Source organism: Corynebacterium sp. NML140438 (assembly GCF_001875725.1).
In the GTDB taxonomy this organism is placed as follows: Bacteria; Actinomycetota; Actinomycetes; order Mycobacteriales; family Mycobacteriaceae; genus Corynebacterium.
The window spans coordinates 325,423-339,550 of record NZ_MLCQ01000017.1; the positions used below are offsets into that span (position 1 = coordinate 325,423).

Consider the following 14,128-nt stretch of genomic DNA (forward strand, 5'->3'; position numbering starts at 1 on the left):
CGCCGTTACGATTGAGCTTGACGCATTCCAATTCGATACATCAAGAGATCTGAGGTTTTTATGAAGAACACTGTAGGAACATCGGTACCGGCACTGCAGGACACTGTCGCCGGCCATGTTCGTGGTTTCTCTGGACGCAACCCGCAGGCATCCACCAACAACAAGTTCTGGACCGGGCTCTCGGCCGCTGTTGTTGAGCAAATTGCTGACAAGTGGGATGCAACCCAAAAGGCATACTCGGCAACACGCCAGCAGGCGTACTTCTCCGCTGAGTTCCTTCAGGGCCGCGCACTGCTGAACAACCTTACGAACCTGGGCATGGTGAAAGAGGCTGAGGCAGCTGCTGCTGAACTCGGCCATAACCTGACCGATGTTCTTGAGGCAGAGCACGACGCCGCGCTGGGCAACGGTGGCCTTGGCCGTCTGGCTGCATGCTTCCTTGACTCCGCAGTGACGCAGGACTACCCGGTCACCGGCTACGGTCTGCTCTACCGCTACGGCCTGTTCCGTCAGGAGTTCGTCGATGGCTTCCAGAAGGAGCACCCGGATTCCTGGAAGGAGTCGTTCTACCCATTCGTTGTTGAGCGCACCTCCCAGGAGCGCATCGTGAAGTTCGACGACATGACGGTTCGCGCTGTGCCGTTCGATATGCCGATCACCGGCTACGGCACCGATAACGTCGGCACGCTTCGCCTGTGGGACGCATCCCCGATGCACGAATTCGACTACGACGCCTTTAACTCTCAGCGCTTCTCCGACGCCATCCTGGAGCGCGAGGCTGTCCACGACATCACTCGCGTGCTCTACCCGAACGACACCACGTACGCAGGCAAGGTGCTTCGCGTACGCCAGCAGTACTTCTTCGTCTCTGCTTCGCTGCAGGAGATGATCGACAACTACATCGAGCACCACGGTGAGGACCTGAGTAAGTTCCACGAGTACAACTCGGTACAGCTCAACGACACCCACCCGGTACTCGCTGTCCCAGAGCTCATGCGCCTGCTCATGGACGAGCACGGCCTGGGCTGGGATGAGGCATGGAACGTCACCACCCAGACGTTCGCTTACACGAACCACACGGTTCTCCAGGAGGCTCTGGAGACCTGGGATGAGTCCATCTTCAAGCAGCTGTTCTGGCGTATCTGGGAGATCGTCCTGGAGATCGACCGCCGCTACCGCCTCGACATGGAGTCGCGTGGCATCGGCCCTGAGGATGCTCACCACTACTCCCCTGTCCACGACGGTAAGGTCCACATGGCGTGGATCGCTTGCTACGCCTCCTACTCCGTCAACGGTGTTGCTGCGCTGCACACCGAGATCCTGAAGCGTGACACGCTCAACTACTGGTACTCCATGTACCCAGAGCGCTTCAACAACAAGACGAACGGTGTGACGCCACGCCGCTGGCTGCGTATGTGCAACCCGCGTCTTGCTTCCCTGCTGGACCGTCTCTCTGGCTCCGACGAGTGGACCACGGACCTGTCCAAACTCAAGGAGCTGCGCAAGTACGCTGACGATCCTGCAGTGCTCAAGGAACTGCGCGAAATCAAGACTGCCAACAAGCAGGACTTCGCCAAGTGGATCGAGCAGCGCCAGGGCGATGTCATTGACCCGGATTCGGTGTACGACACCCAGATCAAGCGCCTGCACGAGTACAAGCGCCAGCTGATGAACGCGCTGTACATCATCGACCTGTACTTCCGCATCAAGGAAGACGGCGAGACCGACGTTCCGAAGCGCACCTTCATCTTCGGCGCGAAGGCTGCCCCTGGCTACACGATGGCGAAGGGCATCATCAAGCTCATCAACGCCATCGGCGACCTGGTCAACAGCGATCCGGTTGTTTCGAAGTACCTGCACGTGGTCTTTGTGGAGAACTACAACGTCTCCCCTGCTGAGCACATCATCCCAGCAACGGATGTTTCCGAGCAGATCTCCACTGCGGGTAAGGAGGCGTCGGGCACCTCGAACATGAAGTTCATGATGAACGGTGCGCTGACCCTGGGCACGATGGACGGCGCTAACGTGGAAATCGTTGACGCTGTTGGCGAAGAGAATGCTTACATCTTCGGCGCCCTCGAAGAGGATCTGCCTGAGCTGCAGCGCTCCTACGACCCGAAGGCAACTGCCGAGCAGACCGCAGGCCTGCACCGCGTGCTCAACGCACTGGTCGACGGCACCCTGGATGACTGTGGCACCGGCGCGTTCCATAACATCCGCGCTTCCCTGCTCGAGGGCTTCGGCTTCGACGAGGCTGATGTCTACTACGTGCTGGGCGACTTCGCGGACTACCGCGAAACCCGCGACCGCATGGCGAAGGAGTACTACGAGGACCCAGATGCATGGGCACGCAAGTGCTGGATCAACATCTGCGAATCCGGCCGTTTCTCCTCTGACCGTACGATCCGCGACTACGCGAATGAGGTCTGGAAGATCGAGCCGACGCCGATCAACTAGTCCATTGTTGTAAGGCCTGCCGCTGTCTCGGCACGGCAGGCCTTTGGCCTGCTTACAGCACTTGTTAGACTCTTCGCGTGATTCTGCTCATCGATAATCGCGACTCGTACACCTTCAACCTTGCACACTTACTTGCAACACACGCCGGCGAGGAGCCGCTCGTGGTGGGCGCAGAGGACGTCGAAAAGCTTGGTATCCCGGCCCGCATTCGCGCGGGCGAGTTTACGCACATCGTCATTTCTCCCGGCCCCGGCCATCCCGGCAAGGCCGCTGACTTCGCTGGAGCGAAGCGCGTTATCGAGGCAGCTGATGGGGTTCCCCTCCTCGGGGTCTGCCTCGGACATCAAGGTTTAGCGATGCACGCCGGTGCCAAGGTCATTGAAGGGACGCCACATCATGGCGTTGTGAGCACGCTGCAACACTCAGGCGAAGGCCTGTTCCGAGGCCTCCCGCAGGACTTTGAGGTAGTCCGTTACCACTCCTTGCATGTTGCTGAGCCGCTTCCTTCCCAACTCTGTGTGCATGCGCGCAGCAGCGATGGGGTTGTCCAAGCTATCGAGCATCGAAACCAGCCGCATTGGGGCGTTCAATTCCATCCAGAATCGGTGTTGACCGAATACGGCAGCCAACTTATCGCCCGTTTTCTTCAGTTGCGTCCAAGGCCAGTGTTGAAAGTGCTCCACCGCGCGCACCACCTCCAAAACGAGATTGAACACATTTTTCAGTCACTTTCGATAAATGCGGAGCAGTGCTTTTGGCTTGACGACGCCACCAAACAGAGCTGGTCGATCCTCGGAACGAACGCTGGCAGCCTATCTACCACGATTGCAGGCGAGAGCACACTTGATGAGCTCAACACAAAGCTCACCCAAACATTTGATCGCTCGGCGGTTCCACCGGAGGTGCCGTTTGCGGGTGGCTATGTTGGGTATTTGGCATACCCGCGTCCAAAGGAGCACGGTGTCTGGCTCATGCCCCAGTCGTTTGTCGCCGTCGACCATACGTCCGGCACCGCACACTGCATGGTGCTCTATCACGATGCGCCAGACGAGGAAGCGTGGTCGTTGCTCAACTCGCTCGAGGCCGCCCTCGACGCACATGGGCCTTCTGAGGTAGAGCCTGCTGCTGTCCTCGAAGGCGCATGGCGGTACAGCCGGGGCGAGTATCTAGCGCGTATCGCCGAAGTCAAGCGCTACCTTGCCTCCGGCGACTCCTACGAGGTCTGCCTGACCGACACCTGGGAAGGCACCTGCACAGGGTCCAGCACCGCCCTGTACGGCACGCTCCGGAGGCATAACCCAGCCCCGTATGCCGCGTACCTCCGGCTCGACACCTCGACAGAAATCGAAGTGTTGTGCTCATCGCCAGAGCGTTTCCTCAAGGTCTCCGGCGGTGTCGTATCCACCAAGCCAATCAAGGGCACTGCCCCGAGCAGCACCGACCCGCAGGAGCTACGGCTGGATGCCAAGACGCGGCAGGAAAACCTCATGATTGTCGACTTGCTCCGCAACGATCTTTCGCGCGTGTGCAATCCGGGATCGGTGCAGGTGCCACGGCTGATGGAGGTGGAGACGTTCGCTGGTTTGCACCAACTTGTCTCAACAGTCACCGGACAATTGCGCTCAACGGCGGCTGTCACGGACCTTATCGACGCCACCTTCCCCGGCGGCTCCATGACCGGTGCGCCAAAAGCCCGCACACTCGACATCATCGATGAGCTCGAAGCCGGGCCTCGCGGCATCTATTCGGGCACCATCGGCTACCTCGGTTTCGACGGCAACGCCGATCTCAACATCATCATCCGCACGGCTGTAAAACGAGGCAACCAGATCACTATTGGGGCAGGTGGCGCAATCGTGTGGGATTCAGATCCTGCAGCTGAATACACCGAAAAGCAATTGAAAGCAGACGCTGTGTTACAGGGACTGGTGCGTTAGCATGCACGCATTCCAATGGAACACTGCTACCGAATCGTGGTCTCCAACCACTCCGGAAGCTGTCCCCGCAGCACCTTGCCACCGGGCGGAAAGCTGGCTCCACACTGGATCGGCTCCGCGTGGGTTTCACCTGCACCAAGCACGCTTTGGTCCTGCTCCGGCAGCGTTGTGGCAGGAAACGCTCCGTGTCCTATCTCATTACGCGCCAGATACCCCGGTCTTCCCCCGTGTTGCCGAGTTTGGAAATACCTTTTACCTGCATATCCGGCCTGCACCGACACTTCGAGAACACACAGTTCTGACCTGGTTCAACCACAACGAACCTGCCGACCCGCGCACACAACCCCTGCGCAAGGGCCCCGACCTTAGGGCGCTAGGGGTATACCGCACGCAGCACCTGATTCCGGGCACCCATGACGTCATCCTCGGTGACTTTGCCGAAACCACCACCGGCGCACTGGTTGGTTGGAAGGATCGCACCCTGGTGGTGCCTACAAGTGTGCATCTGCCATCAACGACGCAGCAGCTCGTCACTGAGCACGCACGTAAGCTCGGGATCAGCGTAGCCGACGGCCCTTTGGGTCCGGATCAGCCACTTTGGTTCCTCAACGCGGTGCAAGGAATCAGCCCAGTCACAGCGCTCATCACACCAGCGGGTGCACGCATTGAGATACCACAACACCCCGACGTCGCCACGTGGCGCGAATGGTGGCGCCGTGACGACCCCGGGGTGTCTAGGGCTAGGACTTGGTTCTAGTCCTCTTCGTTTTCCTTCTTCTTCGACCAGTAGGCCTCCTCGCCCAGCTGGTGGACGTGAACCGTGTTGGTCGAGCCGGCAACTCCAGGAGGAGTACCTGCCACCATCACCATGGTGTCGTTTTCCTGGTACTCGTCCATGGCAAGCAGGTACTTGTCAACGGTGGCGATCATCTCGTCCGTGCTGTGCACTGGTGGGCAGAGGAAGGTCTCCACGCCCCAGGTGAGTGCGAGCTGGGAGCGAACCTCCTGCTTCGGGGTGAACACGAGCAACGGCAGGTCTGGACGCAGGCGAGCTACGCGACGCGCGGTGTCACCAGTTGCTGTGAACGCGACGATTGCGCGGGCATGCAGACGGTTTGCCACGTCATTTGCCGAGTAGGAAATCACACCACGGCGAGTACGCGGGATGTGGTTCAGCGGCGGCACCTTGTCCATGGCCTCAGCCGAGCGCACGATGCGGCTCATCGTCCGGACCACGTTGTGTGGGTCAACGCCAACGGAGGTCTCACCGGAGAGCATGACGGCGTCCGCACCGTCGAGCACGGCGTTTGCGACGTCCGATGCCTCAGCACGCGTTGGGCGCGAGTTTTCGATCATCGAGTCGAGCATCTGCGTAGCGACGATCACCGGCTTCGCGTTCTCGCGAGCAATCTGGATGACGCGCTTCTGGACGCCAGGAACCAGCTCGAGCGGAATCTCAACACCCAGGTCACCACGAGCAACCATCACGCCGTCGAACGCGAGGATGATCGACTCAAGCGCGTCGACAGCCTCTGGCTTCTCCAGCTTCGCGATCACCGGGACGCGACGTCCAACTTCGTCCATGATCTCATGGACGAGGTCAACGTCTGCCGGAGAGCGCACGAAGGACAGCGCGATGACGTCGACACCCATCTTGAGTGCGAAGCGCAGGTCTGCCTTGTCCTTTTCGGACAGCGCCGGAACGGAGATGTCCATGCCTGGCAGAGAAACGCCCTTGTTGTTGGAGACTGGGCCGCCCTCGGTCACACGGCAGACAACATCGTTGCCGTCAACCTCGACGCACACCAGACCGACCTTGCCGTCGTCGACGAGCAGGCGGTCACCTGGCTTGGCGTCCTTGGCCAGGTTCTTGTAGGTCGTCGAGACGCGGTCGTGCGTGCCAGCCACGTCGTCAACAGTGATGCGGACCGTTTCGCCGGTCTCCCAAACAGTCGCGCCTTCTTCAAAGCGCCCAAGACGAATCTTTGGTCCTTGAAGGTCGGCCAGGATGCCGACAGCGTGTCCCGTCTCATCGGTGGCTTCGCGGACCCAGCGGTAGTTCTGCTCGTGATCCGGATAGTCGCCGTGGGAGAAGTTGAGGCGAGCGACATCCATGCCGTCGCGCACAAGTCCGAGGATTGCTTCTTTGCTGGCCACTGCCGGGCCAAGCGTACATACGATCTTTGTTCTTCTATCCACGAGATCCAACCTAGTAGCGATTCAACAATTACCGGTGGTTTCAAGGCCAGATAGTGCGTGAATTCTCCACTGCCGTATCGTGTGGCCTATCTTCCACTTCGGATACCACCCTACCCCGAATCACGATTCGTATCATCATTGTCGTTGTGGGCGTCCACTTCCAGGGCCTCTCTCCCCTTCGGAAGCAAGAAGAAAATCCCAAGTGAAACCAAGAAAAGCACGCCGGAAACCCACGTGTTCACGCGCAATCCAAAAAGCAGTGTCGCTTCATCAGTACGCATCAACTCAATGACGAAGCGGCCCATCGTGTAGCCGGCAACGTAGAGCCAAAACACTCTGCCGTGACCGAGCCTGAACCGCTTGTCAGCCCACAACAGGAACGCGAACACAAGCAGGTTCCACAGCAGCTCGTAGAGGAACGTCGGGTGCACGCTCGCGATGACCTCACCTGTCGAGTGCCCCGTCAGCGGCGCGAAGGCCCCATGCTCATCAACGCGGTAATAAATATCTAGCGCCCACGGCACAGTCGTTTCTGCGCCGTACAGTTCCTGGTTGAACCAATTCCCAAGGCGCCCCACCGCCTGCGCCAGCACGATTCCCGGCGCGAGTGCATCCGCCACAGGCCCCACGGCGATCTTCTTCCACCGAAGCAGTAGCCACACGCTCGCTGAGCCCAGCGCAACCGCACCCCAAATGCCCAGGCCCCCCGCAGTGATGTTCAGCGCCTGCAGCGGGTCTTTTCCGGGACCAAAGTATTTCTCATGATCAGTCACTACGTGGTAGAGACGACCGCCAATGATACCCATAGGGATAGCGACGATTGCCGCGTCCCAAATTACGTCAGGGTCACCCCCGCGAGCCCGGTAGCGCCGAGTTCCCACCCACATCGCAAGCAAAATACCGGTAATAATGCACAGCGCGTACGCCCTGATAGGGAGCCAGCCGAAGTGCCACACGCCCTGCGGTGGCGATGGGATGTTTGCCAGAATCGTAGTTTGCACGCCCCCTAGTGTGCCTGATTATCGCCTCGAAGCGCACGCCGGGTGACGGCCCGCCGTCGCCAGCGATGGGATCGACGCCTCAACGTCGGCCAGGATGGCATCCGCACCAGCGGCAGCGACATTGAAGAGATCGCGCGGAGTCAGCACATCAGCCATCATCACGACACGTATTTTGCTTGGCAATCCCGCCACAAGCTGCCCCAGCGCGAAATGATCAATGTCCCCCGCTTGGCGCAGCGGGGGCACTACAGCCAGCACCGATGCCCCAGCGCGAAGCGCGCGTGTAGCTTCCTCAGCGTCTCCGATTTGTACGAACGCCGACATGCCAAGGGTTTCCGCCCTGTCGAGGAGCGCCTCCAGGCGCGGCTGCTCGAGCAGGTCCGCCCGAAGCACAAGCGCGTCGGCACCGTAGCAGCGTGCTTCATGCACCTGGTAAGGATCAACGATCGTATCCAGGCTCAGCACCGGGATGTGTACCGCCCCCCTTGCCGCGTCCATCTCGGTACTGGCGACCTCACGGCCGAACAGTGCGCCCGAGCATGCCAACATGTGTGCCCCTTGCATCTCCAGCTCCATCGCTGCGAGTGCTGCGCGGTGAATGCGTTGTTGGGTTGTCCGGACGCCGTGCTGGTTGTATTGCACCTGGGCAATGATGGAACATCCATCTGCGTCTACTGCCGCATATGCGTCGCGTGCAGAAGCGGCAACCCGCGATCGGTCCTTCACCTCTTCAAATGTCACTGCGGACTCACGACGTGCAACCTGACGCTGCACTGCAGCGAAAAGTTCGCCGTGTACATCCGTGGCACACATATCCGCCTCCCGCGCGACTCCGAGGTGAAAGCCCTATTGTTGCAGTTGTCAGGGTAGCCCGCGCATATTTAGTTCATGAAATTTCACGGGGGTATACCGAATATTTAACGGGCAGCCTCGTCGTCGGTTGGGTCGATGCCCGAGTCCAAGGCGTCCCACATGACACGGCCAGAGTCGGGCCGGGCTGCCAGGTCCTCACCTAGCTTTTCGCGACGCACAGCCTCAGTCTCGTATTTATTGAGTTTCGCGGAATCAACCCCAGGGCGAGCCACCACGAGGAGCGCTCCCAGCAACCCGAGCAACGCCCCCACGACGACCAGCGCAACCCCCGTGCTGTGCTGCTGGACTTGCGTGATCTCCGCCCAAGCAGCGATAGCACCTTCGCTCGCCGCACCGCCCTGGTCCCCGCTGCCAGCGCTCAGCAGCGTATGCAGACGGCCCTGGTCTGGCTCGCTTACTAACGCCCGCAGGCCTGAGGCTCCCGCGCCGACGGCCCCGAGCGCTGCCACGACGCCAACAAGTCGACGCCCAAAACGCCGCAGCGCGAAGATCGCGATCATCGCGACGATGAGCAGCAGCGACACCGCCGCAATCTCCGTCGACCACGTCGATCCATCGACCGTCGCGGTACTGGCACCAGCACGATCGTCGAATACCTCGACGGTGAACCAGTCCATCCTGGCGCCTACCCATGTCAGCGCGCCGCCGGCGCCGACTAGCACAGCTCCGACGCGGTTCGCCGTATTCACCTAGTTATCCTCCAGCAACACGTCGGCGTCAAAGCACGTTCGGTCCCCAGTATGGCAGGCACCGTTCGTTTGTTTCACCTTCACCAACAGCGTGTCCCCATCGCAGTCAAGACGCACCTCGCGCACCTTCTGGACCGCACCACTGGTCAGGCCCTTAATCCAATACTCGTTGCGGGAGCGTGAAAAGTAAGTCCCCCGTCGCGTTTGCAAAGTGTATGCCAGCGCACGCTCATCCATCCAGGCCATCATGAGCACCTCGCCGGTGTCAGCCTCCTGAACTACGGCGGGCACCAGGCCACGTTCGTTCGTTTTCAAACGGGCCGCGATTTCGGGGTCTAATACGGCATCTTCTGGGCGCGGTTCCGTCATTATCGAACCTCAAATCCTTCGTTTCGAAGCGCATCTTTTACCTCTGCGATGCTGACTTCCCCAAAGTGGAAGATCGATGCCGCGAGTACTGCGTCTGCACCGGCTTTCACCGCTGGCGGGAAATCGGCAGCCTTGCCTGCCCCACCGGATGCGATCACCGGAATACTCACCGCCGAGCGCACCTTCTCCAGCAGCTCGAGATCAAACCCGGACTTGGTGCCATCGCCGTCCATCGAGTTCAGCAAGATCTCACCGACGCCCAAGTCCTGCCCGGTACGGGCCCACTCCACCGCGTCGAGTCCAGCAGAGCGCGTGCCACCATGCGTTGTCACCTCAAACCCAGACGGCTGAGGAATGCCTCCCTCTGGTACACGGCGCGCGTCGACAGACAGCACGATGCACTGTGCGCCGAATTTCTCGCTGAGTTCCCGCAGCAACTCCGGACGGTGAATCGCTGCTGTATTCACGCTAACTTTGTCCGCGCCTGCACGCAGCAGTTCTGACACGTCTTCGACGCTACGAACGCCACCACCAACGGTGAGCGGAATGAATACCTGCTCCGCAGTCTTTCGGACCACCTCGAGCATCGTACCCCGGCCTTCACGCGAAGCCGTCACGTCCAAAAACGTGAGCTCATCGGCGCCTTCCATCCCATAGCGCTGTGCAAGCTCCACGGGGTCACCTGCATCCCGCAGGTTCTCAAAATTGACGCCTTTCACTACCCGCCCGTCGTCCACGTCGAGGCAAGGAATCACTCGGATTGCAACAGACAAGGTAATTACCCTCCATACAAGTTTTGTGCCACGCTACTCCAGCCCGCTCATGCGTTCCGGAAACTACATACTACCGCGAAGCACTATCGCTATCTGGGCTTTCAAAGCATTGCTGGACTGTCGCGAGCGCAGTCGCATGCGCTGCACTGGTGCCGATGATCGCTCCAGTCGAACCCATCGCCCACGGCTGCCCGTACACGTCCGTCACAGTCGCTCCCGCGCACCGCCCAAACAAGACGCCTGCGGCGTTATCCCACACGTGCGGGGAAAAACTGACACTGGCCTGAAACGATCCCGCTGCAACAAATGCTAGGTCAACGCCCACCGACCCCGTCATGCGTGGCCGCAGCGAAGCGGCTGCGAGGCCGCCAATAAACGAAAGGCGACCGTCTGCTGGGAACGCGGCACGGTCGTCCGCCCCGACAGTTGCCACCCCCACCTGCGCAGCGGTCGTTCGCGGGTCAACGCCTTGCGGAAGCGCAGGAAGCGGGTTGCCGTCAAGCACGACGGACTCCCCCTCGATCGCGTGCATTCGATGTCCCAACAGCGGCATGTCGGTCACGGCGACGACCGGTTGGCCGTCGATAAGGAGGGCGACCAAGATCGCACACATTGGGTTGCCGCACGAGTAGTTGGATGTCCCATCAATTGGGTCGAGTACCCAGCACGCTTCAGCATTCAGGTCGCCGCCATGTTCCTCTCCGAACACAGGAATGCCCGTCGCATCGGTCAGTCGCTTCCGCAGCAAAGACTCAATCGCGAGGTCTGCTTCGGTGGCGAAGTCACCTTCGCCTTTAAAAAGCGTCGGAGCTGCACCGATATGCGTCTGAAACAGCTCGGCGGCTTCATCAACCGCTCCCAACGCGATGGTTCGGTATGCCTGCAGATCCCGCACGCTGCCTACTCGCCTTTCGATACCTTTGCGACGGCCTCTAGCGCCTCACTGAGCGTGAAACGCCGCTCATAGAGCGCCTTGCCAATAATGACCGAATCAATCCCCTCGTCAGCGTAACGCGCAACGTCGACGACATCATCGAGAGAAGCAATACCACCAGAAGCTGTGATGTTCGCGTCTGTTGCCGCGGCAACTTCACGCAAAAGTTCGATGTTCGGCCCCGCGAGCGTGCCATCCTTGCTGACGTCGGTGACCACGAAACGGCTGCAACCGACGGCATCGAAACGCTCCAGCACCTCCCACAGGTCACCCCCATCAGAGGTCCACCCGTTGCCCTTCGTGCGCCACTCGCCGTCGGTTTCTCGAACTGCAATATCGATTGCAATCTTGTCGCCGTAGCGCTCAATCAGCTGGCAGGTCCAGTCTGGTTGTTGCAGCGCCGCGGTACCAATGTTGACACGCTTCGCGCCAGTGGCAAGCGCGCGTTCGAGGCTGGCGTCGTCACGAATGCCGCCTGTCAGCTCGACAGCGATTCCCAGCTGCGCAGTGATTTCCGCCATCAATTCATGATTCGAGCCGCGCCCAAACGCAGCGTCCAAATCCACAAAGTGGAGCCACTCAGCTCCTTGGTCTTCCCACCGGCGAGCAGCCTCCAGAGGGTCCCCGTAGCTTTTCTCGGTTCCGGCTTCCCCTTGGTCCAGCCGCACGGCCTGACCTTGGACAACATCTACAGCAGGCAACAAGGTAAAAGTCATGGTGCTCATCATATCCAACTCGACTGGCTCCGGAGGTCTCTATAGCGTCTTGACCCAGTTTTCTAGCAAGTGCAGCCCAGCATCGCCAGACTTTTCCGGGTGGAACTGCGTCGCCCATAGCGGACCATTTTCGACGGCGGCTACGAACCTGTCTCCCCCGTGCTCCGACCAATGCACCAGTGGCGGCGCGATGAACTCATCAGCTTGCAACGTCCATTCGCGCACGCCGTAGGAATGTACGAAGTAGAACCGCTCATCGGCGTCAATGCCGTCGAACATGCGTGAACCGTCGACAGTATCGACGGTGTTCCACCCCATGTGTGGAAGCACAGGGGCTTGGAGCTTTTCGACGGTTCCCGGCCACTCCTCCAGCCCAGCGGTGTCGATCCCGTGCTCCACACCGCGCTCGAACAGAATCTGCATCCCAACGCAGATGCCAAGGACAGGACGCCCGCCAGCAAGGCGCTGACCGATAATCCGGCCGCCATGCATCGCCTGCAATCCCCGCATGCACGCGTCAAACGCTCCGACCCCTGGAACAAGTAGGCCAGCAGCCTCGACTGCCACTCCGGGGTCTGAGGTAACGCTCACGCGTGCCCCAACTTGTTCGAGGGCGCGCTGAGCGGATCGGATATTTCCTGCCCCGTAATCAAGCAGTGCAACATGGGGTTGTGGCATGTCGTTCACAGTCATGGAAACTGATTCTAGCGCCCATTTCTCCGGTAGAGGCGCGGGGGCTGCACATTTTTTAGACGCACCGACAAATTATTCACCTCGACGACGCGGTGCTTACCCAGTTGCCTATCCAACAGCGTGATCACCACGCCGATCAGGATCACAGCCGCCGCGATCCCAAACATCGGGGTGAACATCATCATGGTCAGCAGCATGCCGTACATCGTCGACCCCAATCCTGTGCCGCCATCGAAAGCGATATTCCAAACAGCGGAAGCCTCGGAACTCTTCGAACGGGGAAGGCGGTAAAACATCAGGGTCAGCGCCTCGTTCTGCACCGCGCCGAAACCGGCGCCATAGATCAGGGCTGCCAACGCCATCCACCACACCGGCAGGTCGAGCAGCAGGATGAGTGCTATCACGAAGACACCGGCTGCGGAGATGAACTGGCATGGAATCAGGATGCTGCCCGGGTACCCCTTGCGGTCCATGACCCGGCCAGCAGCGTAGCGCGACAGCATGGACGCAAAGTTCATCACGCCCAGCATCACCCCGCCAAGGGCCGCGCCCTTCGCGGGATCGAGGTCGCGCATTGCCGCAGGAAGGAAGTTTGTGATCGCCCCGTACGCGGAGGTCACGAACATTAGCGCCATGCCCGGAACAAGCACAAGACGCCACATCGGGACATGGACATTCGCGACGCTCAGCTCGTCGCGACTCGATCGCGGCACAGCTGGGATAAACAGGCAGGCCACCAAGGAGGCGAGACCGATGCCCGCCGCGATGTAGTACACAGCGTTATAGCCGATGAGGTTGGCGAGCGCGAGGCCCGACGGCAGTCCAACCATCTGGGACAATCCCACCATGATGCCAAGGGTGCCCGTCGCCCGGCCCAAGAGACGGCGTGGCACGAGCTCTGCGACGACAGCTGCTTCCGCGACAGTCAAAGCACCAAACCCGACCCCACGGATCGCGCTGACGGTCAGCACCGTACCGGCTTCCATACCAAGCGCATAAGCAAATGCTGGAACGCCCAGCAGCAGCGACGACAGCCCCATAATCAGGCCGAAACCAAACTTGCGCAGCAGCACAGGCGTCATCATCTGTGTCAGTACTGTCGCCAGCATGAACACGCCAGTGGTCAGGCCTGCAAGCGTTTCAGTTCCCCCCGCATCAAGCACCGCTGTAGGAATCACCGGCAACAAGATCGCCCATGCGACGAAGGCTGTCATTACCGCGAGCAACACGGGCTTCATGCCACGTGCTTTCCAAACGCTCGAGACCGAGTTGATTTCCTCAACAGTAAGCGGTGTTGGTGGGAAGAACTTCAAACTACATAACCTCCATCATTGCCATCAGTGCAAGCGCCAGCGCGAGCGCAGTAGCTAAGGCTAACACTGCGGTCGGCACCCTCAACCCTCGCTGGTACGTTGACCACACTCCGCCTGCCAGCACACCAGCTAAGACGAAGAGGCCAAGCACAGCCATGCTTGCTGGAATGCCTC

14 protein-coding genes are annotated in these 14,128 nt (G+C 60.2%); 3 read left to right on the top strand and 11 right to left on the bottom strand.

What is annotated here, in order from left to right:
- Positions 1 to 60 precede the first annotated feature (60 nt).
- From BJP08_RS04585 to BJP08_RS04595, 3 genes are all read left to right on the top strand, one after another.
- Entirely contained in the window at positions 61 to 2,457 is a 2,397-nt protein-coding gene (locus tag BJP08_RS04585; protein ID WP_071568466.1) for a glycogen/starch/alpha-glucan phosphorylase, read from the top strand.
- 77 nt (positions 2,458 to 2,534) lie between these two features.
- A complete protein-coding gene (locus tag BJP08_RS04590; RefSeq protein WP_071568467.1) occupies positions 2,535 to 4,394 on the top strand; it encodes a chorismate-binding protein in 1,860 nt (619 codons plus the stop codon).
- 1 nt (position 4,395) lies between these two features.
- On the top strand, positions 4,396 to 5,151 hold the full coding sequence (locus BJP08_RS04595; protein WP_071568468.1) for an aminotransferase class IV: 756 nt from the start codon (positions 4,396 to 4,398) through the stop codon (positions 5,149 to 5,151).
- Here the strand turns inward: BJP08_RS04595 and pyk are convergent.
- From pyk to BJP08_RS11595, 11 genes are all read right to left on the bottom strand, one after another.
- Positions 5,148 to 6,593, bottom strand: coding sequence for a pyruvate kinase (gene pyk, locus BJP08_RS04600; protein ID WP_071568469.1), 1,446 nt, complete (start codon positions 6,591 to 6,593; stop codon positions 5,148 to 5,150). The genes BJP08_RS04595 and pyk overlap by 4 nt on opposite strands.
- Positions 6,594 to 6,703: 110 nt before the next feature.
- A complete protein-coding gene (lgt, locus tag BJP08_RS04605; RefSeq protein WP_071568470.1) occupies positions 6,704 to 7,594 on the bottom strand; it encodes a prolipoprotein diacylglyceryl transferase in 891 nt (296 codons plus the stop codon).
- An 18-nt stretch (positions 7,595 to 7,612) separates the two neighbouring features.
- Complete coding sequence (locus BJP08_RS04610; protein WP_071568471.1) at positions 7,613 to 8,407, bottom strand: hypothetical protein; 795 nt, start codon at positions 8,405 to 8,407, stop codon at positions 7,613 to 7,615.
- Between the two features lie 104 nt (positions 8,408 to 8,511).
- Complete coding sequence (locus BJP08_RS04615; protein WP_071568472.1) at positions 8,512 to 9,156, bottom strand: TIGR02234 family membrane protein; 645 nt, start codon at positions 9,154 to 9,156, stop codon at positions 8,512 to 8,514.
- Complete coding sequence (gene hisI, locus BJP08_RS04620) at positions 9,157 to 9,525, bottom strand: phosphoribosyl-AMP cyclohydrolase (RefSeq protein WP_071568473.1); 369 nt, start codon at positions 9,523 to 9,525, stop codon at positions 9,157 to 9,159.
- A complete protein-coding gene (hisF, locus tag BJP08_RS04625) occupies positions 9,525 to 10,298 on the bottom strand; it encodes an imidazole glycerol phosphate synthase subunit HisF (RefSeq protein WP_071568474.1) in 774 nt (257 codons plus the stop codon). Before hisF ends, hisI begins: the two co-directional genes overlap by 1 nt.
- 70 nt (positions 10,299 to 10,368) lie before the next feature.
- Complete coding sequence (locus tag BJP08_RS04630) at positions 10,369 to 11,193, bottom strand: inositol monophosphatase (RefSeq protein WP_071568475.1); 825 nt, start codon at positions 11,191 to 11,193, stop codon at positions 10,369 to 10,371.
- Positions 11,194 to 11,198: 5 nt separating this feature from the next.
- Positions 11,199 to 11,948 (bottom strand): bifunctional 1-(5-phosphoribosyl)-5-((5-phosphoribosylamino)methylideneamino)imidazole-4-carboxamide isomerase/phosphoribosylanthranilate isomerase PriA, encoded by a 750-nt coding sequence (priA, locus tag BJP08_RS04635; RefSeq protein ID WP_071568476.1) that lies wholly within the window; start codon positions 11,946 to 11,948, stop codon positions 11,199 to 11,201.
- A gap of 39 nt (positions 11,949 to 11,987) precedes the next feature.
- A complete protein-coding gene (gene hisH, locus BJP08_RS04640) occupies positions 11,988 to 12,641 on the bottom strand; it encodes an imidazole glycerol phosphate synthase subunit HisH (RefSeq protein ID WP_255364759.1) in 654 nt (217 codons plus the stop codon).
- A gap of 11 nt (positions 12,642 to 12,652) precedes the next feature.
- Complete coding sequence (locus BJP08_RS04645) at positions 12,653 to 13,879, bottom strand: MFS transporter (protein WP_083428419.1); 1,227 nt, start codon at positions 13,877 to 13,879, stop codon at positions 12,653 to 12,655.
- Between the two features lie 76 nt (positions 13,880 to 13,955).
- A complete protein-coding gene (locus BJP08_RS11595) occupies positions 13,956 to 14,111 on the bottom strand; it encodes a hypothetical protein (RefSeq protein WP_177221710.1) in 156 nt (51 codons plus the stop codon).
- Between the last annotated feature and the right edge of the window lie 17 nt (positions 14,112 to 14,128).

Excerpts from the sequence above, each read along its gene's own strand:
- BJP08_RS04585 (WP_071568466.1), top strand. The coding sequence starts at position 61 with ATGAAGAACACTGTAGGAACATCGGTACCGGCACTGCAGGACACTGTC.
- BJP08_RS04595 (WP_071568468.1), top strand. The coding sequence starts at position 4,396 with ATGCACGCATTCCAATGGAACACTGCTACCGAATCGTGGTCTCCAACC.
- BJP08_RS04610 (WP_071568471.1), bottom strand. The coding sequence starts at position 8,407 with ATGTGTGCCACGGATGTACACGGCGAACTTTTCGCTGCAGTGCAGCGT.
- hisI (WP_071568473.1), bottom strand. The coding sequence starts at position 9,525 with ATGACGGAACCGCGCCCAGAAGATGCCGTATTAGACCCCGAAATCGCG.
- priA (WP_071568476.1), bottom strand. The coding sequence starts at position 11,948 with ATGACTTTTACCTTGTTGCCTGCTGTAGATGTTGTCCAAGGTCAGGCC.
- hisH (WP_255364759.1), bottom strand. The coding sequence starts at position 12,641 with ATGACTGTGAACGACATGCCACAACCCCATGTTGCACTGCTTGATTAC.
- BJP08_RS04645 (WP_083428419.1), bottom strand. The coding sequence starts at position 13,879 with ATGAAGCCCGTGTTGCTCGCGGTAATGACAGCCTTCGTCGCATGGGCG.
- BJP08_RS11595 (WP_177221710.1), bottom strand. The coding sequence starts at position 14,111 with ATGGCTGTGCTTGGCCTCTTCGTCTTAGCTGGTGTGCTGGCAGGCGGA.